Here is a 25,011-nt window from a genome sequence, read left to right on the forward strand (position 1 = left end):
AGGAGGCAAAATGTTTCGTATCTTCATGACGGCTTTTTTTAGTGTATGCTTAACGTTTCCATTATGGGCGAATAGCCGGCCAATTTTAAATATTTATACCTATAGTTCCTTTATTTCTGAGTGGGGTCCCGGCGCTGCGATCAAGCAATTATTTGAAGCGCAGTGTGATTGTCAAATTAAATATACTGCCTTTGGCGATGGCGTGACTATTTTAAATCGTTTAAAACTCGAAGTGGCACGCAGTAAGGCAGATGTCATCATTGGATTAGATAATAATTTAATCACGGCCACCAGGCAGGCTGATTTAGTCCAGCCGCACCATATTGCCCCTTTTGCGCATCAGCAACTGGATTGGTGGGATCCCTTATTTATCCCTTATGATTATGGCTATTTTGCCTTTGTATATAACCGCGATAAGATAGCCAATCCCCCTCAGAGCATGCAGGCACTGCTGACTTCTCCTGAGGCCTGGAAAATCGTTTATCAAGATCCCCGTACCAGTACGCCGGGACTCGGTTTACTGCTTTGGATACAAGCGCTTTATGGTGAACAGAGTCATCAGGCCTGGCAACAGTTAGCCACAAAAACCTTGACCATCACTAAAGGCTGGAGTGAGGCCTATAGCCTGATGTTAAAAGGTGAGGCAGATTTTGTGTTAAGTTACGATACGTCACCGGCGGTACATCTGATGAATGACCATGATGATCGCTTTGTTTCCGCAAAATTTAGCGAAGGGCATTATCAGCAAATTGAGGTGGCTGCTATCACTAAAACCACGCAACAATTAACTTTAGCCCAGCAATTTTTAGCGTTTTTGGGACAACCAGAAGTGCAGCGGGTGATTGCGACTAAAAATATTATGCATCCGGTGATTGATATCGAACTGCCAGCGGCATTTAAACAGTTAATCACGGTAGATAAAACCTTAAGATTGCCTCCTGAAGCTATTGAAGCCCATCGCAAACAGTGGATTGCCCTATGGCAAAGCAGCGTCAGCGATTAGGCGATATATTGCCGGGATTGCTGTCTGCCAGCACCATCTTGACGATTTTATGCCTGGCCATACTATCGCTGTGGTTTTTTGCTGATAATCAGATCGATCTGGATTTTTTATCTAATCCTGAGTTGTGGCGTGTTTTCCGTTTTACGGTCTGGCAAGCGCTGCTTTCCGCACTACTTGCTATTGGCTTTGCCTTGATATTGGCCAAAGCCTGTTATCCGCTCCAGTTTCTGGGCAAACGATTACTGCTCAGGCTTTATGCTGTCACCTTCGTGTTACCCACCTTAGTGCTCATTATCGGTCTGCCACAAGTGTATGGCCGACAGGGCTGGCTGGCAACCGTTTGGATGTGGTTTGGCTTTGATTATACGTTCTCTATTTATGGATTATCGGGTATTTTGATTGCCCATCTCTTTTATAATTTGCCGTTTGCATTTCGTCTGTTTTATCAAAGTCTTGATTCGATTGCGATTGAGCAGCGGCAGCTGTCTGCGCAGCTTGGGCTATCTTACTGGCAACGTTTTCGATATTTAGAGTGGCCTGTATTAAATCGTCAATTATTACCGACGTTTGCACTGGTTTTTATGCTCTGTTTTACCAGCTTTGCGATAGTCTTAACACTGGGCGGCGGGCCACAAAATACCTCCTTTGAGGTCGCTATCTATCAGGCTTTGCGGGATTTTGAGATAGGGCAGGCGGTGATTCTCTCTTTTATCCAGCTGCTGTTCTGTGTTAGTTTTATGCTGCTGTTAAGACGATTAGCATCGCCGGTTGCGCCGATTTCGATCTCAAATCATCGTCAATTTCGCGAATTTAATCATCCAGCAGCGCGCTGGATGAGCGCTGTGATTACTGTGATTGCCAGTCTGTTTATCTTATCCCCCATGCTGGCGGTGATAGTAAATGGTATAAAAGCGTTCTCATTGGCGTTATTGACCAGCGCCCTGCTTAAATCCACGATAACCTCTTTATTGATTGCTATTGGCTCGGCCTGCTTTGCCTTATTACTGACTTTGTCACTGTTATGGACTACCAGTCGATTGCAGTTTTCCGGTCGTTATCGGCTCAGTGATCTGCTCATGTTAAGTGGCTCATTGATACTCGCGATACCCGGTATGGTGCTGGCGGCAGGTTTTTTTCTGCTGTTTTATGGTCTACATGACAGTGCCCTAATGATTGGCGGCTTAATGATCATAAGCAATGGTTTAATGGCGTTACCCTTTACGCTAAAAACCTTAGAAAATCCGGTTAATGATCTGACGCACCGTTATACATTATTAGCACAATCACTGAATATACAAGGTAAAAACTATTTTTACTGGATTGAGTTTAAAGCACTGAAATCGATTTTTCTGTTCGCATTTGCTTTTGCTTGTGTCATGTCGATTGGTGATTTTGGGATGATATCGCTATTTGGTTCACAAGATTTTGCAACCTTACCTTTTTATTTATATCAACAGTTAGGGGCCTATCGTAATCAAGCGGCTGATTTTACCGCCCTGGTTTTACTAGTACTCTGTTTTGGTATTTTCTATTTGATAGAACGATGGGCAAATAAGTATGATTGAACTTAAACAGGTCAGTTATCAGTATCAGCAGGAGAACATGCAGTTTTCGTTCTCGATTCAGCCGCACGAACGGGTGGCGATTATTGGTCCGAGTGGCGCCGGTAAAAGCACCTTACTGAGCCTGATTGCCGGATTTATTGATACCGACAGTGGCCAGATTATCCTGGCCAATCAGGATGTGACCTTGATACCACCGAATCGAAGACCTGTTTCGATGCTATTTCAGGATAATAATCTATTTACGCATTTAACGGTTGCTCAAAATATGGGGTTAGGGCTCAATCCGTCTTTGCGCTTATCGGCAGCACAGCAACAGGATTTAGCCGATATTGCCGAGAAAGTTGGTTTAGATTCGCTGTTACAGCGTTACCCTGATCAGCTTTCAGGTGGACAGCGGCAGCGGGTGGCGCTGGCACGTTGTTTATTGCAAAAAAGGCCGATTCTGTTACTCGATGAGCCATTTTCATCGCTTGATCCTGCCCTGAGAACCGATATGCTGAGTCTGGTACAGAGGGTCTGTGAGCAATATCAATTAACGCTGCTAATGATCACTCATAATCTGGATGACGCTATGGCTATCGCACCGAGAACCTTGGTGATTAAACAAGGTCAGATTGTTTTCGATCAGCCAACACAAACCTTAGTGGATAATGTATCGGCACTCTATGCAACACTGTCTGACGCGCCATGATCATGCTTGCAGTGATAAAAAATCAATCGCGAGATGAGTGTATCGTTAAGCAGAATTTGATTATGACTGATTCATTGGTTAACTATTTGATTTTAAAGTGAAAGCTTAATCTCATTTTTGATATTATCGACGCTAATTGCGATAATTTATCTTTCGTATAGTTAATTTAGCTGATTTTGATTAACGATATAGTCAGTAAGCGACGATAAAATCGCTGGGGCTGGTTGCTATCGTGGTGTCTGAAGACGCATTCATCCCATTTCTGTCTCAAAAATAATACTCTAACCTTTTCATTTATTTATATATTTTGTCTTTAAATAGGCTTGTTTTTATGATTTTATCTTGTAAAATGCCAGACACTTAACTTCAATCAGCATCGGATGGTATCACCCAATATGTTTTGCGCTCAAACCACAAAAAATATCTGCTGGTATCGCCAGCCTGCTGAGTTATTGAAAGATCGATTGTTATCCTCCATTTGGGGGATTTTTTTTGTCTGTAATTTAGTGATTTAAAGGAAAAGTGAGAGAGATGATGACAAATCAAGAGACTTTATTGCGTAGCCGAGATCAAAACTTAAAATCATTTTTAATGCAACGTATCGCGCAAAATGGCGGTTGGGTGAATGCCCATATGCATGCAGATCGTGCTTTTACCATTACCCGAGATAGCTTCGATATCTATCAAAAACAGACACTGATTGAAAAATGGGATACGGTTGATCGCTTAAAATCATCCATGAGTACCGATGATTACTATCGTCATTTTAGTATGGCAATAGAGCGCATGATTGAGCAGAACGTCTCGGCGATGGGGACTTTTGTCGATATTGATCCGATTTGTGAAGAGCGAGCCATTCGGGCGGCGATAAAGGCGCGTGAACATTACCAGCAAGATATCACGATTAAGCTCGTCAACCAGACTTTAAAAGGGGTGATCGATAAAGAGGCGCGTTACTGGTTTGATAAAGGTGCCGATTTAGTCGATATCATTGGCGGTTTACCTCGACGTGATGAGCGTGACTATGGTAAAGGTGCCGAGCATCTGGATATTCTAATGACCACGGCCAAACGGTTAGACAAAATGGTCCATGTTCACGTTGACCAGTTTAACTCTCAGGAAGAGAAAGAGACTGAGCAGTTGACCGACAAAACACTGGAGCATGGTATGCATGGCCGGGTCGTTGCGATTCACAGCATTTCGATTACGGCTCATGATATTGCCTACCGACAGGCTTTGTATAAAAAAATGCAGCAGGCACAAATGATGGTGATCGCCTGTCCGTTTGCCTGGATTGATAGTCCGCGTCGGGAAGATCACGGACCAACCCGTAATGCTTTGACGCCGGTTGATGAGCTATCGCAGGCGGGGATTGTTGTGGCCATCGGCACGGATAATATTAGTGATTATATGCTGCCGTTCTCTGATGGGGATATGTGGGAGGAGCTTAAACTACTGATTACCGGTTGTCGTTATACCGATCTGGATAATGTGATTGGCATAGCAACCACTAATGGGCGACGCGTGCTCGGTATTGCGTAATTTTAACTATTACGCAGCCTAGATAAACACTTATTACGATAAATAGTCGGTCAGGCAGATTATAAGAAAATGGCTATAGGTCTCGTGGAATTATAATATTCCGCTATATTGGTTGAGTGTTATCGATTAAAAAAATATCATATAAAACAATCGTACGCGTAATATTTTCATTTATCGCCAGTCCGACTTACCGTGAGCTGATTATTTTCGGTCATGCACTGTGAGTGGATATGGGCAATTATCAAACATAAGCGGAATAATATATGAATCAAACACCCTTTTATGATCCTATTTTAAGCTACGAAGATAATTATCAGCGTGGTCCATTCGGTGCTTTCGCCGCAGACAGTAAACTTGAGATGCCAGTCTTAAAATCAGCCGCTTTTTTTGGGCACACCGTAAACAGTCGTTTGGGTATTCCTGCGGGACCGCTATTAAATAGCCGTTATATTGATGCGGCATTTCGTTATGGTTTTGATTTATGCGTTTATAAAACGGTCCGTAGTCAGGAACACAAAAGTCATCCACTACCTAATGTGCTGGCTATTCATCCTCGGGGTAAATTAAGTGCTGGGATTGATACGGTTTTAGCGGATACCCATTATGATGCGCCATTATCGATAACCAACTCCTTTGGGGTGCCCTCGTTTAAACCAGATATTTGGCAACCAGATATGCAGCAAGCGGTACAAGCGGCCGGGCAAGGACAACTACTTATCGGCAGTTTTCAAGGCACACCGGGTAAAAGCTCGATTGAGGCGGATTATGCCTTAACCGCTCGTTTGGTGGATGAAACAGACGCGCCTATCTTAGAGGCTAACTTAAGCTGCCCAAATGAAGGAGTAAGTAAGTTGTTATGCTTTGACTTTGACAAAGTTGAACGCATCGCTAACAGCATTAAAAATGCGGTACCGAATAAGCCACTGATCATGAAACTCGCCTACTTTTCGGATCCACAACTATTAACGCAGTTATTGAAAAAAGTTGGGCATGTGATCGATGGATTTAGTACAATCAATACACTGTCAGCCAGACCGGTTAATCAGCAAGGTTTACCGGCATTAGGCGCTAACCGTCCTGAAGGAGGCGTATGTGGTGATGCAATTCGCTGGGCAGGCCTTGAGATGGTTACTCATTTAGCTCAGCTGCGCGCGGAAATGTCACTTAACTTCACCATTATTGGCGTGGGTGGCATCAGTCATATTGATCATTACCAGCAATTTTTAGCCGCCGGCGCTGACGCTGTGATGAGTGCAACCGGCGCGATGTGGAATCCACTGCTCGCGTTAGAGATTAAACAATCGTTAGCCAAATCGACTATGGAGGAGTGATTGATGAGCCAGTTAAGTATCGTTGCTATTTTTACCATTAAACCTGAGTTTGCGGCCGAATTTAAGACTGAATTTAAAAAGATTGTCGATGCCAGCCGGCAGGAAGCCGGGTGCATTGCTTATCATTTAAATCAGGATATCAACCATCGTGATATTTATGTCTTTACTGAAATTTGGGCGTCACAGCAAGCGATAGACGAACATAATGCAACGCCGCATTTTAAACATTTTAAAGCCTTTATTGAGAATAAACTCAGTAGCCGACAGGCGCATATCCTTGCTCAGGTATTCTAATTTTGTCAGCGTGTTTACCATTGAAAAAAGCTGAACTTTCAGCTTTTTTTATATTTATTTGTGATTGAGTTAAGTGGGGGATCACCATTATAATCGTAATCAACTCAACTCAACTCAACTCAACTCAACTCAACTCAATCCAATTAGGGTTTTAGGGCAGTAAACACCGCTCTCATCGGCGCCGGATAACCCTCTATGGTTTTACTGCTATCGTTAGGATCGAGAAAATCGGCTAAAGAGTCTGATGTCATCCAATCTGTTTTACGCTGTTCAGCGGTTGTGGTGATGGATACATCCATCATTCTTACCTCAGTAAAACCACATTTATATAACCAGTTTTCCATGGCTTTGATGGAGGGAATAAAATAGACATTGCGCATTTGCGCGTAACGTTCGCCGGGCATGAGGACTTGTTGTTCATCGCCTTCAATCACCAAGGTTTCCAGAATCAACTCACCACCGGCGACCAGTTGGGCTTTGAGCTGGAGTAAATGATCGAGCGGTGAGCGGCGATGGTAGAGTACGCCCATTGAAAATACCGTATCAAAAGCAGCCAGTTCAGGTAGGTCTTCAATACCTAATGGTAAAAAATGCGCACGTTGATCACCACCCAGTAACCGACGAATCACTTCAAATTGACATAAGTAAAGTGGCATTGGATCAATGCCAACGGCCAGTTTAGCCCCTTCACCCACCATACGCCATAAGTGATAACCACTATTACAGCCAACATCTAGGACCGTTTTACCGGCTAGCGGTTTAATATGGTTAATCAGTCGATCCCATTTCCAGTCTGAACGCCACTCGGTATCGATATGAATATCGTATAAATGATAGGGGCCTTTTCGCCAGGGGCTCAAGGTTTGTAGCAAATAGGTTAACTGTTTTTGTTGGCCTTCACTCAAACTATCACCTGACACGCTGACACTATTTTTTAGATCGATGTGTGTTGCCGTGAGATCAGGTAAATGTTTAAGACTATTGAGCCATTGATTAAAACGACTATCGGTATTGTGTTTCTGAAAGGCGGCTAATTGTGCCGGTAGTACTTCTAGCCAGCTTGCTAAATTGCTTTTTGCAATAATTTGATAAAAATTACCGAAATCGATCATATTATGTATTGTCATCTCTAAAGTTATTTTATGGCGATAATTGAACCAAAGTTAAAGCATTGGAACCAGTTGTCGATATGTTTGAAGCCTGCTGTCTGTAAACGTTGATGGTGAGTTTGAATTGTATCGGTAATCATCACGTTTTCGAGCATGCTACGCTTTTGACTGATCTCCAGTTCACTATATCCATTGGCACGTTTAAAATCATGGTGCATATCGAAGAGCAGGGTATCGATTTTGCTATCAGGAAAGGTGAATTTCTCGGATAAAACCAGAATGCCGCCGGGATTTAAACCTGTATAAATCTTATTCAGTAGGGTTTGACGATTAGTTGGTGTCAAAAATTGTAAAGTAAAATTCAGCACAATCATCGAGGCATTACTTATCTCAATATCCATAATATCGGCGCACACAACGTCAACGGGGGTTTGCGCTTTAAAAGCACTAATATGGCGCTGACACCGCTCAACCATTGCCGGTGAATTATCAATGGCAATAATTTGACAACCGGGTTGATGAATATGTCGACGCATTGATAAAGTCGCGGCGCCAAGTGAACATCCCAAATCATACAGCAGCGTATTAGGGCCGGCAAATCGCTGCGCCAGCATACCTATCATCGAGATGATATTTGAATAGCCAGGTACGGAGCGCTGTATCATGTCAGGAAACACTTCAGCGACTTTTTCATCAAATGTCCAGTCACCTAATTTTTCTATTGGTACGGAAAAAAGTCTATCTTTATGATTACTCATGCTATGTAAATCGAACCTCAAATTTTATCGTCAACAGGCAGAATTTTTAAGTGACATTATTTATCAGCAATACGTTGTGATTTTAATCTCTATTAGCAGATAAATTACTCAAAAAACACACTTATTTAAATTAATTAGTATGTTTTTTAGTCCTCATGATAAAACTATTATATTATAATATCTTACTATGTAGAACATAATATCGAAGTTCCTTTTCTGGAAATGAGTAAACATGATTTTTGACATACATTCATAAACTAAAAATAGCACAATAAAGATTAGGTAACATATATGGGATGGTTTTTGGTTGTTTCAATCTGCATTAGTCTGTTACTTGTGGTTTATGTCGGTTCTCATCTGTTATTTTTATTTCAGTGGCGCCAAAAAAGCCGCTTCTTCAAAATCTTCTTTTGGCTGGGGATAATCGTATCCGGTTTTGCTTTAGTGATTGGTAGAATGATAGCGGCAAGTGGATATGTGATACCACTTTGTTTGAGCTATCTATTTGCTTTTTTCCTTTGTCTGTTTTTGAGCTGTTTGATTTTTGATGTCATTATCCTGATGGTAAAGTGCCTGACTGGCAAACTGATGAGTTTTGGTCGAAAAAGTCAGCTCTGTTTTCTGTTACTGGTTTTTGCGATATTCGGTCACGGTTTGTACATGGCTAACATGCCCAATGTTGTTTATTATAAAGTGACTATCGCCAAGCCTTCGTATGTCAGAGATTTACGCATTGTTCAGGTCAGCGACGTTCATATTAGTGAGTTAACTTCAACGGCTTTTGTTGAAGGTATGGTGAAGCGAATCAATCAACGCGATCCTGATTATATTTTTATTACGGGTGATACGTTAGATATAAGACTCAAACCGTTTATTGATAAAAATATGGCCAGTTTGTTTGCCAAGCTTAAGTCCACTTATGGTACGATTATTGTGTTAGGCAATCATGAGTATTATGGCGTTGCTCGTGAGAAAGAGAATAGTGAGCAAGCGATTGTTGAGGCATTTAGTGCAGGGAATATGCTTGTTTTAAAAGATGAAGTGTTATACTCAGCAGAAACCGATAGTTATATTATTGGTCGTCGAGATCGAGCGGTCGATCAACTTATCTCAGCACGAGCCCCACTGAGTGATTTGATGGCACAAACGGTATCCACTAAACCGATTTTTTTGCTGGATCATCAACCTTATGATCTCAACGAACCGGCTAGTGCGGGTGTCGATATCATGTTTTCTGGGCATACTCATGGTGGTCAAATTTTTCCTGTGACGCTGTTAATCTCATTGATGTATGAAAATGCCTGGGGTATGTTACAAAAAGTGATTAACCAGCATCAATTTACCAGTATTGTGAGTCGTGGCTATGGATTTTGGGGACCACCGATTCGTTTGATGAGCCGCGCTGAAATTGCTGTTACCGATATCCGTTTTCAACCTGAATAATCGATGCACTTATTTAAATATAAGTGCAAAGAATACGTTTAAATTGATAAGTGAATAAATAAAAATAACAGATAACTTATTTTATTAATCTATTGTACTGGAGGAGCTATTTGAATTATCAATTAATCACTCATAACAAGCAATTAGCTGCAATATGTCAAGCTTTGCCGCAAAACGGGGTACTCGCGCTGGATACCGAGTTTATGCGTACCAGAACCTATTATCCCAAATTGGGCTTAATACAGCTCTATACTGGCGATAATCTGGTGCTGATTGATCCAACGCATATCACTGATTGGTATGATTTTTGTCAGATTTTAAATGCGACCAATCATACCAAATACTTCCACGCTTGCAGTGAAGATATTGATGTTTTTATGCACCATTTTAAGCTCATTCCTGCAGCACTGCTTGATAGTCAAATTTTAGCCGCCTTTTTAGATAATCCCGTGAGCAGTGGCTATGCTGGACTGGTGAGTAAATATCTCGATACGACTTTAGATAAGAGTGAAACACGAACCGATTGGCTCGCCCGGCCATTAACCGAAAAACAGTGCCAATATGCTGCTGCCGATGTTTATTATTTATTACCATTAATGAATAAATTAATCGATTTAGTCAAGACAAAAGGTTGGTTTGCAGCAGCACAGGAAGAGTGTCAGACGCTGGTAGCTAAAAAGCAGGAGATCATGACACCAGACCTAGCCTATTTGAATATCAAAAAAGCCTGGCAACTCAAAGGTACCCAGTTGAATTTACTGCAACGTTTAGCCGCCTGGCGTTTAGAGTATGCCAGATCGCATGATATGGCGATAAACTTTGTGATCAACGAAGAGCATATTTGGAAATTGGCCCGTTATCATCCTAGCTCTTTAGCTGAACTTCAGGCGTTAGGGTTACACGGTAAAGAGGTCCGTTTATATGGTAGTACACTGCTTAATTTACTCAGTCAGCCAGTACAGCAGGTTTTACCGAAAATAGAGCGTATTACTGATTATCCTAAATATAAAAAAATTGCCGAACAGTTAAAACAAATGGCAGAGCAAATTAGTCAGGAAACCGGACTATCGGCGGAACTGTTGCTTTCTCGTCGCCATATCAATCATTATGTTGAGTGGTTGAAGTGTGGAGATAGTATCGCGCCACCTGAACTGATTGCCGGTTGGCGAGCACCGCTGTTTAAAGATCATCTTAGTTATCTTTCATCTTTAAAAGCTAATTAATCCCGAAATTGATCATTCATCGCTGCTGTTCAATGATATATCAGTTATAATGTTATCTTATATATCATTGAATAGTGTTGCAGAAGATCAAAATCACCGTCGATCTGGATGAGCTGATAATCAACGGTTAGTGTGTCTTGCAGTTGATTAATTGAGACATCATCATGAAGTCATTATGATTCATAAACTCGTCATCGATTAAAAACAGATGTGTGCCGCTGGCTTTCACAGCCAATTGTAACTGACGTTTATGGTGATCATCGATCTGAGCTACGCAAGCAACAATATAGCTATTTTTTCTGCTCAGCAGGGCTTTTTCGATGACTTGAATCATCTCATTTTCAGCAATATTGGCACAATGAATCACTTTTGACTCATTTAAACCCGCTTGTTTTATCCAGCTTCGTTTAAGCATCGGACGAGAAGATAACCAAAGTTGCCAGCGTTGCTGCTGATCGAGTAGACGTAACAAAGGTGCCTGTTCTTGTAAAATCTGTTGTAATGGTGTCTCAAAGCCAATAGCATTAATTTGTGCATCATCGGAAAGATGAATTTTGGCTTTTTTAGATAAACGATTAGATTTGAAGACTTGCATAGTAGCACCTTTATCATGTGTTTTTATACAGTGTATATTAATACAGTATTTTTATGTTGTAAAATATTATTTATTAAATCGACGATTTTTTTTACAATATTGTCTTACAAATAAAACAATAAACTGAATATTTAACCATTAATTGAATGTTTAACCATCAAATAGGATTGCCAATGTTTACTGGTATTGTTCAAGGTATCGCGGAAATTATCGCGATTGAAGATAAAGAAAACTTTCGTACATACACCCTAAGATTACCCTCAGCAATGACTGATTCACTGACCCTCGGTGCTTCGATTGCCAATGATGGCTGCTGCTTAACCATTACATCGATTCATCATGATGAAGTGACTTTCGATTTGATGGCCGAAACATTAGCATTAACGACACTGGGTCATAAAAAAATAGGCGATGTTGTTAATGTGGAAAGAGCGGCTAAATTTGGTGATGAAATTGGTGGGCACTTAATGTCTGGTCATATTACCTGTACGGCCAAGATTATTGCTATCGCGCAGACGGAAAATAATCATCAGCTGACATTAGCGTTGCCAACTGATTTTGCAAAATATGTCTTGTATAAAGGCTATATTGGTATTGATGGGATTAGCCTAACTGTCGGCAATGTGGTCAATAATCAGTTTAATCTCCATCTCATTCCTGAAACGTTAGCTCGCACTACTTTAGGCCTTAAAAAAGTGGGCGATGAAGTGAATATTGAGATTGATCCACAAACGCAAGCCATTGTGGACACCGTTGAGCGTGTGATGCTGCAAACCGGTCATTAGGATTATCAATTTATTATCTAAACTGATAAAAATCTGATCTATCGAGATAAAGCTTAATTTTATGGCTGTATCTCGATAAAATGACCAGTAGACCAATCACATTGGTGCCCAACCAATTAGCTATTTTAATAATTTTAAATGACTAAAAAATAACTGTGCATCAACTGGTTTACCATTCATCGTGGCTTGCGCCTGTCCATTATCATAATGTAAATCTGAATAGATGCCCGCTTCACGTGAAGATTGACGATTGGGTGTCATCTCAATCTGTAAAATTGACGAGTTTTGTAATAGGGCGCTCAAGAGTATGACGCTCTGATAAGCATCTTGTATATTTGCCTGACTGACCTCTGGTTTATCTGAATTGGCGACTTGCGCCAAGATATAAGCCAACGTATTGAAGGGCGCATTGAACACAAAATCAAGTTTTTCAACATTGTCCTCACCTTGCATGGCAAGGTTAAAATTTACATTTTTCAATTGTGTCAACAGTTTCAAATTAATCATACCTTGTGCGTTCTGCCAATGGACATCATCGATATTAATGCGAATCTTATCGTTCGCTTTTTGTTCATCAGTCTGGTTGACTGATGCATCAGAAAAGCGACTCAGTAGGCTATCAGGTAAGTTTTCAAACGCTATTTTTAAGTGACCAGTGCCTAAATCTTGCTGATCTAGCTGGGCATGACCAATATCGCCAATAAGTGAACCTGAAATAGTTTGGTTATTCGTTGATACATTTTGATTGGTTAGCGTGAGGTTATTAAGCAAGATACTTTTCAATTGATTGGTGAAAATGATTTTCTCCACATTCAGGCTATTTTGATTATGCAGTCCGATAGTCTGGTCATGCTGTATCTGTGAACTGTAAGAGATTTTATTCAATTTGATGCTTTGGGGGTTTTGTGTCGCACGATTGATTTCTGTCAGCGTGAGCTGATTAATCGCAGCCGTCATCTGGTAGGTCCAATCGCTATTTGGCTGAGAAACAGGTTGCCCATGCATTGACAGATCACTCATATCAATATTGAGAACATTATTTTTAATATTGAGATGATCGAAATCTACCTGCAAATTAACTTGCTTTCTATCATGACTGACAGATAAATTTAGCCAGCCAGGACTGATATCATAGGTGGTGTTATTAGCCAGATTAGCCTGATTGATGGGCAGAGTATGGATATCCAGATTAAGATTCTGCTGATAATCTATCGATAGTCTGGCTTGAAGAAAAGGGCGTTTATTGGTTAATTGCCAGAGCTTAGGATTGGTTTTTTCTGACATGGCATAAAAGAGACTGGCCATTTTCGGCATAAAATTAAGGTGTCTGATTTGTGACCACGGAAAAGGTCCATGATAAATGGTAATTTCATCGTTAAACAGGATCTGAGACTGATTACTCGACAATACATTATTCTCTGTTGCGGTGATCTTGAGTTTGAGCTTGGTTGAAAAAAGACCTTGATGGTAATCACTGTAGGTGGTTTTTATCGTCATGAAGTGCTGTGATTGATTAATCAAGGTATCCGTTTGAGAGACTTGTTGATCAAAATCATTGGCGATTATTTTACCGGTATACCAGGATACGCCAGTATAAATAACCATTAAAGAAGCTAAAATAATGAGTACTAAAGTTCTTTTTTTCATTCTTTTTCTCTCATCTCAATAGAGTAAAAACAGTACACTGGAGAACCGATGAATATCCAGCTCATTTCTGGATTAACCCGATATTAATCAATTATCGCAAGCTTGCATATATCGATAAGGCCTTAACATCAATAAATTAACAGCCAAAATATGCATACTGTTAATTCACGTGATGTGCAAAATCTTGTAATAGTTTATATAAGTAATTGATACGTTCTAGCCTTGAAAGCTTTTCCTTCAATAATTTCATCCGATTCGTACCATCAAAACGATAGTTTTGCGGATTTTTTTGAATGATCGAGATCAGATAATCGACTGAAATTTTATGTTTATCATAAAATTCAATAAAACCACCTTGTTCTGCAAATTCGATCCGTTTTATGCCTAAGTTACGCGCCAGTAGTTTTAATTCGGCAACCTCTAATAAAAATTTAACCGCTTCAGGTAATAGACCAAAACGATCGATCATCTCAATTTTGATATCATTTAACTCACTCTGATCGTCGGCGCTAGCAATCTGTTTATAGAGTGAAAGCCGGGTATTGACATCGGGAATAAAATCATCCGGGATCAGGGTCGGTAAACGTAATTCAACATCCGTCTGATTATTGGCTAAAAGCGTTTCAAGTGAAGGTGACTCACCATTTTTCAGCGATTTAACGGCTTCATCTAATAACTCCATATACAGTGTAAAACCAATCGTTTCAATTTGGCCACTTTGATCTTCACCCAATAATTCACCCGCACCGCGAATTTCTAAATCATGCGTTGCTAAGGCAAAACCAGCCCCTAAATCTTCCAGTGAGCTAATCGCCTCAAGACGTTTTTTCGCATCAGATTTCATCATTTTAGGCGGCGGAGTGAGCAGATAAGCATAAGCTTGATGATAAGAGCGGCCAACACGACCGCGCAATTGATGTAACTGAGCTAAACCAAACTTATCCGCTCGTTCAATAATAATGGTATTGGCATTGGGAATATCGATGCCCGTTTCGATAATGGTCGTACAAATTAACACATTAAACTTTTGATGATGAAAATCATTCATTACCCGTTCTAGTTCTCGCTCATTCATTTGACCATGACCAATGGCAATACGCGCCTCAGGCACCAGTTCAGCAATTTTCTCTCGGGTATTTTCAATTGATTGCACATCGTTATGTAGGTAATATACCTGTCCACCACGCAGTATTTCACGCAAGATAGCTTCTCGAATCACCAGTTTATCATACTCTCGTAAGAACGTTTTGACCGCTAAGCGTCGCGCTGGCGGTGTGGCAATGATCGATAGATCTCGCATCCCACTCATGGCCATATTAAGTGTACGTGGAATTGGCGTAGCGGTTAAGGTTAAAATATCGACATCAGCCCGCATCGCTTTAATCCGTTCTTTCTGACGCACGCCGAAACGATGCTCTTCATCCACAATTAATAAACCGAGATCATGCCATTTAACATCTGATTGTAATAGCTTATGCGTACCGACAACGATATCGACTTTTCCCTCACTAATCGCCTGCATGATCTGCTGCTGCTCTTTAGCCGTTTTAAAACGCGAAAGCACCTCAACCCTGACGGGCCAATTGGCAAAGCGATCGCGAAAGTTTTCAAAATGTTGCTGGGCTAGCAGTGTGGTTGGCACCAAAAGCGCCACTTGTTTATGATTGATGATAGATAAAAAAGCGGCCCGCATAGCGACTTCGGTTTTACCAAATCCGACATCACCGCAAACTAAGCGATCCATTGCGGTTGGTGAGCACATATCACCAATGACTGCGCCAATAGCATCTTGTTGATCTTGTGTAACCTGATAAGGGAATCCCTGACAAAATAGCGGATACTGTTCATGATCTTGTACAAACGCAAAACCTGGCTTAGCCTCTCTTTCCGCATAAATATCTAACAGTTCAGCGGCAACATCACGAATTTTTTCAGCCACTTTTTGACGCGCTTTCGACCAGGTGTCGGTACCGAGTTTATTGAGGGGGGCCTGCTCTTCATCACCACCAGAATAGCGACTAATTAAATTTAATGAAGATATTGGCACATAAAGTTTTGTCTCGTTAGCATATAACAGAATTAAGTATTCGCCTTTAATGCCACCGGTCTCGAGTGTCGTTAAGCCAGCATAGCGGCCCACGCCATGTTCTAAATGCACTACCGGTTTACCCGGAGTCAGTTCAGCTAAACTGAGAATCAGCGTATCGGTATTGATGGTGTTTTTGGTTTCACGCTTACGGCGGATGAGTCGTTGACCTATCAGCTCATTTTCAGTAATGAATGCTGTCTGAGTTGCAGTATCAATAAAGCCTTGTTCGCTGGCGCCAAGCATGATATAGAATCGTTCATCAGCTGAGATATCGACTAACGAATGAATCGCTTTGGGGCGTATTTTGATGGGTTTTAATAAATCTTGTAACGCTTCGCGTCGTCCTTCCGATTCGACCGAAAAAACTATCGTGCCGACAAACTGTTCGCTGAATTGACGCAGATTGTGTAAAGGCTCTTTATGTTGATGTTCAATCGCAATGTTCGGTAGTTTGTCGAAAGGTAAATTAATTACATGGGCTTTTTCCTGCCAACGCTCAGATGAAACGATCACGCGCGGGTACTGTTTTAAATAAGAGAAAAGGACCTCGACAGGCATCCACAATTTTTCTGGTGGCAGCAACGGCCTCATCGGATCAATACCGCGGCTTTCATAGCGCTGCTTGATATCTTGCCAATATTTTTCCGCAGATGTTTGAATCTGCGCGGTGGTAATAACCAGCGTATTATCGGGTAAATAGGTGAATAATGGTGTGAGTGGTTCACGAAAAAACAGTGGCTGCCAATATTCAATGCCGGTAGGTAAAATATCTTTACTGACCTGCTGGTAGATGTTTTCTGGTTCGCGACGTACTTCAAATATTTCTCGCCACTGACTACGAAAGATATCAATAGACGCTTTATCAAAAGGAAATTCATGGGCTGGTAAGAGCTGGACCGATTTGATCTCTTCAATGGTGCGCTGACTATCAATATCGAAGGTGCGAATACTATCAATTTCATCATCAAAAAAATCAATGCGATAAGGTAGCTCACTACCCATAGGAAAGATATCCAGTAAAGCGCCACGAGTAGCATATTCACCATGTTCTATCACTTGACTGACTGAGCGATATCCGGCATTTTCCAGTTGTAGACGCAAGGTATCGCGTGAAATATGCTGTCCCTGTTTCATGATGAAAATATGACCGGTTAAAAAACTGACCGGACAACATTTTTGCATCAAGGTATTTATCGGTAGCAGCAGGGCACCTTTTTTCATATGAACTAACTGATGTAGACAAGCTAGCCTGTCAGAGACAATATCCTGATGGGGTGAGAAACTATCATAGGGTAATGTTTCCCAATCCGGTAATAAAATATTATGTTGATTAGTGAACTGTTTTAGCTCTTCGTGAATGCGTGAGGTTTGCTGCATATCATCGGTAATGATTAAAACTAATCCCGGATGTTTTTCAATAATATCAGTACAAACTAAAGATAATGAAGATCCAATAAGCTGGCCTAATTTTTGAATTTCCCCTGATTTAAGCGGTAATTTTAATGCTGTTTGCTTGGTCATGAATTGGGTATCTTTCTTTTAAATGAGTTGATTATCTTCAAAGCGAGATAACAGGCTGCAATCGGTCATAATAGATAAAAATAACAGCTTAGTATCATAGATTGCCAATATTGAAACACGTTCACTAGAAATTAATATTATAAAGTATTGTGACTTAATTGTGAAATATTTGGCAGTGTAATCCACAAAAAGGCGTGATCTAACGCAATGGGATTAAACAAGAGTCTTCACCCGTTTATCCTATAGCGCATGAGAGAAATAGCGATATCAACGATGAATAGGGTTGTTTTAAATGATTTACATGCTAGGATGTTTTATATTCAGCCATCATGTTCACCATCATGAGGGTATTACAACACCAAATAGACAGATAGCGTCATTGTGCTTATCTTTATTTGCATGTTATGCTGGACGATCTTATTGGTTGGGATTGAGTAAAATATTCCTGATTTAGCGGGTTGACTGAAAATATACTTGCAGGGCTTTTATTCATTAATATTGCTTTAAATGCTAATTATTACATACCGTTTTATCCTATAGGCACAGATATGAGGCAACGCATCATTCATGTTACTATCGTTTGGTAATCTTTATGTTACTAATCGATGTCTGGATAATTGAAAAATAAAATAAGGGTATTCATGTACAGTCCTTTGACGCTATTTATTGGTTTACGCTATGTGTATGGTAAAAATACCGATAGTTTTAGCCGCTTTATTTCAATACTTTCTATGATGGGCCTGATGTTAGGCGCTATTGCACTGATTATTGTATTGTCGGTCATGAATGGACTGGAACGTGAAATGCAAAAAAATATTCTTAATTTTTTACCGCAGGCACAAATCACCACGCCGCAAAATCAGATTAATATGCAAACCTATCCCGAGGAATTATTCAAAGACTTGCAAGGGACTTATCTTATCTCGCCATTAATTACCGGTGATGTTATTTTACAAGGAAAAAACGGCATTAATGTGAGTCAATTAATGGGTGTGAATCCCAGTTCACCAGAACCCATTAATGACTATATGTATGCTGGTGATATCTCGTTGTTACAACCGGGTCAATATCAAGTTATTTTAGGGCAGAGCTTGGCCCAAGAACTGCAGGTTTCGATTGGCGATAAAATTCGCTTAATGGTCCCCAATGCCACGCAGCTAACGCCGATGGGCCGAATCCCGAGCCAACGACTCTTTACCGTGGCGGGACTGTTTTCTGTCAATAATGATATCAATCAATCGCTGGTATACATTAATTTGGATGATGCGGCAAAATTGATGCATTATCCCAAAGAGACGATAACCAGCTGGCGGCTATTTTTAAATCAGCCACTGCAGGTCGAATCACTGGTCGAACAACCGCTACCGACAGGCTTAATGTTTAAAGACTGGCGTGATTTGAGAGGCGAACTTTTTGCCGCCATCAAGCTGGAAAAAAAGATGATGGGGCTGTTAATTAGTTTAATTGTGATTGTCGCGGCCTTTAATATTATTACGTCAGTGGGCTTATTGGTGATTGAAAAACAGGGCGAAGTAGCGATTTTGAAAACCCAAGGACTGACCAGCCGTCGTATTATGCAAATTTTTGTGATTCAAGGCGCAAGTGCTGGCATCGTTGGGACATGTATTGGGGCCATTATCGGTATAACGGTAGCGCTTAACTTGAATACCATTATGGCGCTCACCCGAATGTCGATTGCCGGACTCTATTTACCGGTCTTAATTGAGCCAAAACAAGTCGTCATCATCGTTTCATCACTGATTGCTATTTCAGTATTAGCGACGATTTATCCCGCATGGCGTGCAGCAAGAACGCAGCCAGCAGAAGCACTACGTTATGAGTAAGGTTATGAGTGAAACTATGCAACAAACTATCTTTCAGAAAAAACCGCTTTTATCGGTCAGAGATTTACATAAAACCTATAAAGAGGGTTCGCTCTATACTGAAGTGTTAAAAGGCGTCTCTTTTGATATTCAACCGGGTGATTTAACTGCAATTGTGGGTAGTTCGGGTTCGGGTAAAAGTACCTTGTTGCACTTGTTGGGAGGATTGGACGTACCCAGTCAGGGCGAGGTGATTTTTCGTTCTCATGAACTCAATAAATTATCGGAAAATGAAAAAGCCTTGTTACGGAATAAAGAGATAGGTTTTATTTATCAGTTTCATCATTTATTACCGGATTTCTCTGCTTTAGAGAATATTGCGATGCCACTGTTGATTGCTGGGGTTAATCCTAAAGTTGCCGCTGAACGTGCATTCGCGATGCTGGAATCGGTTAATTTAGCCAGTCGAGCTAAACATCGTCCCGCCGAACTGTCTGGTGGAGAGCGTCAGCGTGTTGCCATTGGTCGAGCCTTAATCAATAATCCAACTTTAGTCATGGCCGATGAACCAACAGGTAATCTTGATCAGCAAACCGCTGAAACCATTTTTGAGCTGCTCATTGAGTTAAATCGTCAACATGGCACGGCATTTTTAGTTGTGACGCATGATTTATCCTTAGCCGGTAAACTGGATTATCAGTTAAAAATGAGTAATGGCCAGCTTATTGCGACAGAGAGTGATATCTGATGACTTCGTTGAGTTTTTTAGTCGCCTGGCGTTTTAGGAAAGGCCGTAAACGCAGTGGTATGCTGTCGTTAGTCTCGATAATTTCAACCCTCAGTATCGCATTGGGCATTATTGCGTTGCTGGTTGGCTTAAGCGCGATGAATGGTTTTGAGCGACAATTGCGCGAACGTGTTTTAGCCGTGGTGCCACATGCCGAAGTCTCCTCCGCTTTTGGTTTATTAAATAATTGGCCACAGCTCGCCAGTGAATTACAAAAAAATTCTCAGATCGTTGCTACCGCACCTTATATTAGTTTTACTGGACTCATTGAAAATGGGGCTAAATTAGGTGCAGTGTTGGTGAAAGGTGTTGATCCGGTATTAGAAGAGAAGATAAGTGCCTTACCGCATTATGTGAACAACGATGGCTGGCATCATTTCACACAAGGCGCATCGCAAATTATTTTAGGTAAAGGATTAGCTGAGCAGCTCAATGTGAAGCAGGGCGATTGGGTAACGTTATTAATTCCCGATTTTACGCAAACGGATCAGCTTAAACCGCCGAAAAGAGTGCGAGTTCAAATCGCGGGCATTTTAGAATTAAGTGGCACGCTTGGCTATAAATTTGCTTTGATCTCATTAAAAGATGCCCAGAACTATCATCAAACGGGTGACAGCGTCACAGGTTTAAGTGTGGGTGTGAAAGATATTCTGAATGCTAAACAAATCATGAATAACGCGGTTAAAAATTTGAGTTTCCCTGTCAAAGTCAGTAATTGGGAAGATAAATATGGCTATATGTATCGGGATATTCAAATGATTCGGTCAATTATGTATTTAGCCATGATCTTAGTGATTGGTGTCTCTTGTTTCAATATTATTTCGACGCTGATTATTGCGGTAAAAGATAAAACGGCAGATATTGCGATTTTGAAAACGCTAGGTGCTGATAACCGATTTATTCGCCGTATATTTCTTTGGTATGGGGTGATTAGCGGTTTTATGGGCAGTATTGTTGGGATTATATTTGGGGTATTGATTGCCCTGAACTTATCATCGATTGTTGGTGTGATTGAGTCATTGATCGGACATAAATTTTTAAATAGCCATATCTATTTTATTGACTTCTTACCATCTGAACTGCATATCACTGATGTGGTCATCGTGTTTGCAACGGCGATGATATTAAGTCTGTTGGCGAGCTATTATCCGGCTAGCCGGGCATTTAAAATCGAACCGGCTAAAGTACTGAGCGGCGTATAAGTGAGATCATCTGATCAATGCTATCTGGATGATGTGGTTGTGATATCAGGCAGTTTATCGCCTTATTAACATGAGTAGAGCAAATAAATGTTTTGCAGTAACCTGCCCGCTATTGTATCGAACTTAGCCAGTGATAGCGCAGATAAAATAGCAGACGCCTATTTTATTGACTATTTTTATTTTAAAAGATATAAAAAATAGGTATAGATTTAAAGTGTTATATTTATTTTGGTCGATTGAGGCAAAATAATCTTTAAACTGCTTGAAGCATTTAATTTATTCGCAGTAGAATAACCACTATTAAATGATAAATAGGTTGGCTAAATAAGCTATCCATCGCTGATATCGTGATCTGACCGGCAAGTTTATCCCTTATTTGTCAGCTAAACTCCTGTTTTTGGGCATTATAATTATAATAAATGGAACGCTTACATAGTATATCTGTTTTCGTGACAGATATTATTCAACAATTTCGTCCAAAGTCTTTCACTTTAGTCCGTTTTATTGATGAACTTGAAGTGATCTGTTCGGTTTTTCTCGCCATCCTTTTTGCTCATTTACTGCATACACAAAATATCGGTTGGGCAGCCTTTACCGGTTATATGATTATGCGATCGCATGTTGTTGACACGCTGATTCGCGGCGCTTTACGCTTATTAGGGACCGTCGTTGGCGCTTGTTTAGCCTTTAGTGTGACTTTTCTACTTGGACATGATCTATTGCTGATTGCACTGGGTATCTCACTGGTTGGCGGGATAACCCTTTATCTCTCTGTGACGAGCAAATATAGCTATGCTTGGCTGTTTTGCGGTATTACCTATATCATGGTTGGGGTCGATTCACTCGGGCAATCATTTGTGCAGGTAGAGTCATTTGCTATGACGCGCGTCGTTGAAGTGATGGCCGGTATTGCCGCCAGTATGACAGTCAGCCTGATCTCTAACTTGATTAAACCTAAATTTAAAATGAAACCGGCGAAAGTTGGATTACTCGATGTGGTGAAGTTTCCGTTGTGTGAAAAATATACCGTGATTCACTCAATCCGTGCGGTTCTTGCGATAGCCACGTTACCTTTCTTAGAACATTTTTTCGATTTACGTTATCTTACTCAAACCGCGATAACTATCTTTGTAGTACTGAGTGTCCCCTTATCTACCATTAACAATCCACAACTTATCTCTAGACGCAATTTTCACCGCTTTTTAGGTTGTACGCTCGGTGGTTTGTTGGCGATTATCTGTCTGCCGTTTTATCAAATCAATTTAGGTATTACGGCTTTGATTCTCTGTTTGGGGATTTTTATTGGTCGTCATATTGAAAACAGCCGTCAATCTTTTGCTTATGTGGGCACCCAATTTGTGTTGGTCTATCTCGTGGTCATGGTGCCTGATTCATTAGCCTATACCTCGGCCGATCCGGGTTTTTCCCGATTATTGGGGGTGATCATTGGGGTTATTTTAGTTGAATTGTCCAAATTCTGTATTTTACCGTTAAAAAAATATTGGCACTTATAAATAGTGTGCGCGGTGATGGTGACTTTCTCGTCACCACTGTCATTATTTTGGGCTTATTCAGTTATGCGCCAATCGTGGCTGGCGTGTTATCAAAAAAATCCATTGCACTTTAAAATTATCATTTAAAATTACACCTTAAAATTGTGCCTTAAATCCGTCGATATAAACAAACCATCCAAATCACCTGATGGTACTATGACAGGACTGAGGATTGGGTTTAAATCGGCTATCTGGTAGTCAGTTTAAGTCTGACTGGATGGCAACCAAGGAGCTTAGTTTTTGAGCTTTCCATTAATTGATTGTTTTTAATTGATTTTTTGAGTTTACTCTAAAACTTATTCACAGTTTTTGTGAATAAGTTAAGGGTTTTAAGCGAATGATGCGTTAATTTATCAACATTTGATGTGTGAAAAATGCTCTTTATGTGTATTAATGTGAATAAAATCGTGTTACTACGACTACCACTGCTGGTGTAAAAACATTAACCAACAAGATCAGCTGTAATAAAATAAAAAACAACTTTATTTCATCAGCCTATAATCATAAAAAAATTTATTCAGCTAACACTTAATCAAACAAGATAAATAAATATCATGGTAACTACTGAATATTGATATTATTTATAGTAGACTAACAGCAACAATTGCTAATTACTGATCTCTCTATTATGAAACATGCTATAAGATTACTCTCTATCGTGATGACGATTACACTACTTTTATCTGGCTGTGGTCTGAAAGGCGATCTCTATTTTCCTGATAATCAACCGTCGACATCTGTAAGCGAGTCCAAATAATGACCTATTTTAATTATCATCATCAACAATTATTGGCCGAACAGGTGTCTGTCTCTGCATTAGCAAAACAGTATGGTACGCCACTTTATATTTACGCAAAAAATGTGATTGAAACGCAGTGGCTGGCTTTCGAGAAAGCACTGGGACATCAAAAACATCTTATCTGTTATGCGATGAAGGCGAATAGTAGCCTGGCGGTATTAAATGTACTGGCTAAATTGGGTTCTGGCTTTGATATTGTTTCGCAAGGCGAGTTAGAACGCGTTATCGCTGCGGGGGGCGACCCGGCTAAGGTGGTTTTTTCGGGAGTAGCGAAAACAGCTCAGGAAATCGAGCGTGCTTTACATTTAGGTATTCGCTGTTTTAATGTGGAGTCGGTTGCGGAGCTCTATCGGATTAATCAGGTTGCTGAGCGTTTAAATAAAAAGGCGCCAGTCTCATTGCGCATCAACCCTGATGTCGATGCGAAAACCCATCCCTATATTTCAACCGGTTTAAAAGAGAACAAATTTGGTATTAGTTATGAAATTGCCCGTGATGTGTATCAGGAAGCCAGTAAGCTGCCTTATCTTAATCTTGTCGGCATCGATTGTCATATTGGCTCGCAATTAACTGAGCTGACGCCGTTCTTAGATGCGACAGATCGTATTCTGGCGCTTGTCGATGCACTGGCTCAGGATGGGATTATCATTAAGCATCTTGATCTCGGTGGTGGACTGGGTGTTTGTTATAAAGACGAAACGCCACCGACACCGGAAGTGTTTGTGAATGCATTGCGCAATAAACTCAAAAATCATCAACATCTGGAAATTCTATTTGAACCTGGCCGAGTCATTGTGGCCAATGCCGGTATTCTGATTACACAAGTTGAATATTTAAAGCATCATGAAGATAATCACTTTGCGATTGTCGATGCCGGTATGAATGATTTAATCCGCCCAGCCTTATATGAAGCTTGGATGGATATTATTCCAGTCATCAAAGATGCCCATCAACAGCCATCTTACCCTTATAATATTGTCGGTCCTATTTGTGAGTCGAGTGATTTTTTAGGTAAATCACGCAGGCTTTCGCTCGCACAGGGTGACCTGTTAGCCGTCTGTGGCGCGGGTGCTTATGGCTTTAGTATGGCGTCAAATTATAATAGTCGGCCTAGAGCTGCAGAAGTGATGGTTGATGGTGATAAATCTTATTTAATTCGTGAGCGAGAGGTCTTTACTGACCTTTGGCGTGGTGAACATCTTATTGATGAAATCGATGGCTAAATAATTTTTTATGTGAGTTTAATTTTTG

19 protein-coding genes are annotated in these 25,011 nt (G+C 40.6%); 14 read left to right on the forward strand and 5 right to left on the reverse strand.

Features of this window, described 5'->3' with window-relative positions:
• Positions 1–10 precede the first annotated feature (10 nt).
• The 6 genes from thiB (at position 11) to RHO15_06195 (ending at position 6,426) form a co-directional block, all read left to right on the forward strand.
• Positions 11–1,003 carry a thiamine ABC transporter substrate binding subunit gene (gene thiB / locus RHO15_06170; GenBank protein ID WVD63065.1) on the forward strand — a complete coding sequence of 331 codons (993 nt, stop codon included), beginning with the start codon at positions 11–13 and terminating at the stop codon, positions 1,001–1,003.
• Positions 979–2,568: a thiamine/thiamine pyrophosphate ABC transporter permease gene (thiP, locus tag RHO15_06175; GenBank protein WVD63066.1), complete on the forward strand. Its 1,590-nt coding sequence runs from the start codon at positions 979–981 to the stop codon at positions 2,566–2,568. Before thiB ends, thiP begins: the two co-directional genes overlap by 25 nt.
• Positions 2,561–3,259 carry a thiamine ABC transporter ATP-binding protein ThiQ gene (gene thiQ, locus RHO15_06180; protein WVD63067.1) on the forward strand — a complete coding sequence of 233 codons (699 nt, stop codon included), beginning with the start codon at positions 2,561–2,563 and terminating at the stop codon, positions 3,257–3,259. Before thiP ends, thiQ begins: the two co-directional genes overlap by 8 nt.
• A 531-nt stretch (positions 3,260–3,790) precedes the next feature.
• Positions 3,791–4,801, forward strand: coding sequence for an amidohydrolase family protein (locus tag RHO15_06185; protein ID WVD63068.1), 1,011 nt, complete (start codon positions 3,791–3,793; stop codon positions 4,799–4,801).
• A gap of 263 nt (positions 4,802–5,064) precedes the next feature.
• A complete protein-coding gene (locus RHO15_06190) occupies positions 5,065–6,132 on the forward strand; it encodes a tRNA-dihydrouridine synthase (protein WVD63069.1) in 1,068 nt (355 codons plus the stop codon).
• 3 nt (positions 6,133–6,135) lie between these two features.
• Entirely contained in the window at positions 6,136–6,426 is a 291-nt protein-coding gene (locus RHO15_06195) for a putative quinol monooxygenase (GenBank protein ID WVD63070.1), read from the forward strand.
• A gap of 143 nt (positions 6,427–6,569) precedes the next feature.
• On the opposite strand, the gene cmoB is transcribed toward RHO15_06195, so the two are convergent.
• Both cmoB and cmoA read right to left on the reverse strand, forming a co-directional pair.
• On the reverse strand, positions 6,570–7,553 hold the full coding sequence (cmoB, locus tag RHO15_06200; GenBank protein WVD63071.1) for a tRNA 5-methoxyuridine(34)/uridine 5-oxyacetic acid(34) synthase CmoB: 984 nt from the start codon (positions 7,551–7,553) through the stop codon (positions 6,570–6,572).
• 8 nt (positions 7,554–7,561) lie between these two features.
• Positions 7,562–8,293: a carboxy-S-adenosyl-L-methionine synthase CmoA gene (cmoA, locus tag RHO15_06205; protein ID WVD63072.1), complete on the reverse strand. Its 732-nt coding sequence runs from the start codon at positions 8,291–8,293 to the stop codon at positions 7,562–7,564.
• A gap of 291 nt (positions 8,294–8,584) precedes the next feature.
• On the opposite strand from cmoA, the gene RHO15_06210 reads away from it, so the two are divergent.
• Complete coding sequence (locus RHO15_06210) at positions 8,585–9,736, forward strand: metallophosphoesterase (GenBank protein ID WVD63073.1); 1,152 nt, start codon at positions 8,585–8,587, stop codon at positions 9,734–9,736.
• A gap of 110 nt (positions 9,737–9,846) precedes the next feature.
• The gene (gene rnd, locus RHO15_06215) at positions 9,847–10,959 is read left to right on the forward strand and encodes a ribonuclease D (GenBank protein WVD63074.1); all 1,113 of its coding nucleotides are present in this window, start codon (positions 9,847–9,849) and stop codon (positions 10,957–10,959) included.
• A gap of 127 nt (positions 10,960–11,086) precedes the next feature.
• On the opposite strand, the gene RHO15_06220 is transcribed toward rnd, so the two are convergent.
• Positions 11,087–11,554, reverse strand: a complete 468-nt coding sequence (locus RHO15_06220; GenBank protein WVD63075.1) for a SulA-like leucine-rich domain-containing protein — start codon at positions 11,552–11,554, stop codon at positions 11,087–11,089.
• A gap of 173 nt (positions 11,555–11,727) precedes the next feature.
• Here RHO15_06220 and RHO15_06225 point away from each other — a divergent pair, with 173 nt between their 5' ends.
• Positions 11,728–12,339, forward strand: a complete 612-nt coding sequence (locus RHO15_06225) for a riboflavin synthase subunit alpha (GenBank protein ID WVD63076.1) — start codon at positions 11,728–11,730, stop codon at positions 12,337–12,339.
• 120 nt (positions 12,340–12,459) lie between these two features.
• Here the strand turns inward: RHO15_06225 and RHO15_06230 are convergent, their stop codons facing one another.
• Together RHO15_06230 and mfd are read right to left on the reverse strand one after the other, a co-directional pair.
• Positions 12,460–13,986 (reverse strand): DUF945 family protein, encoded by a 1,527-nt coding sequence (locus RHO15_06230; GenBank protein WVD63077.1) that lies wholly within the window; start codon positions 13,984–13,986, stop codon positions 12,460–12,462.
• 160 nt (positions 13,987–14,146) lie between these two features.
• Positions 14,147–17,596 carry a transcription-repair coupling factor gene (mfd, locus tag RHO15_06235; protein ID WVD63078.1) on the reverse strand — a complete coding sequence of 1,150 codons (3,450 nt, stop codon included), beginning with the start codon at positions 17,594–17,596 and terminating at the stop codon, positions 14,147–14,149.
• A 641-nt stretch (positions 17,597–18,237) separates the two neighbouring features.
• On the opposite strand from mfd, the gene lolC reads away from it, so the two are divergent.
• The 5 genes from lolC (at position 18,238) to lysA (ending at position 24,983) form a co-directional block, all read left to right on the forward strand.
• Positions 18,238–19,440 carry a lipoprotein-releasing ABC transporter permease subunit LolC gene (gene lolC / locus RHO15_06240; protein WVD63079.1) on the forward strand — a complete coding sequence of 401 codons (1,203 nt, stop codon included), beginning with the start codon at positions 18,238–18,240 and terminating at the stop codon, positions 19,438–19,440.
• Positions 19,441–19,444: 4 nt separating this feature from the next.
• Positions 19,445–20,167 carry a lipoprotein-releasing ABC transporter ATP-binding protein LolD gene (lolD, locus tag RHO15_06245; GenBank protein ID WVD63080.1) on the forward strand — a complete coding sequence of 241 codons (723 nt, stop codon included), beginning with the start codon at positions 19,445–19,447 and terminating at the stop codon, positions 20,165–20,167.
• Positions 20,167–21,408, forward strand: coding sequence for a lipoprotein-releasing ABC transporter permease subunit LolE (gene lolE / locus RHO15_06250; protein ID WVD63081.1), 1,242 nt, complete (start codon positions 20,167–20,169; stop codon positions 21,406–21,408). Before lolD ends, lolE begins: the two co-directional genes overlap by 1 nt.
• Before the next feature lie 449 nt (positions 21,409–21,857).
• The gene (locus tag RHO15_06255; GenBank protein ID WVD63082.1) at positions 21,858–22,922 is read left to right on the forward strand and encodes an FUSC family protein; all 1,065 of its coding nucleotides are present in this window, start codon (positions 21,858–21,860) and stop codon (positions 22,920–22,922) included.
• 795 nt (positions 22,923–23,717) lie between these two features.
• On the forward strand, positions 23,718–24,983 hold the full coding sequence (gene lysA, locus RHO15_06260; protein WVD63083.1) for a diaminopimelate decarboxylase: 1,266 nt from the start codon (positions 23,718–23,720) through the stop codon (positions 24,981–24,983).
• The last annotated feature ends 28 nt before the right edge of the window (positions 24,984–25,011 follow it).

Source organism: Orbaceae bacterium lpD01 (genome assembly GCA_036251705.1).
In the GTDB taxonomy this organism is placed as follows: domain Bacteria; phylum Pseudomonadota; class Gammaproteobacteria; order Enterobacterales; family Orbaceae; genus Utexia; species Utexia brackfieldae.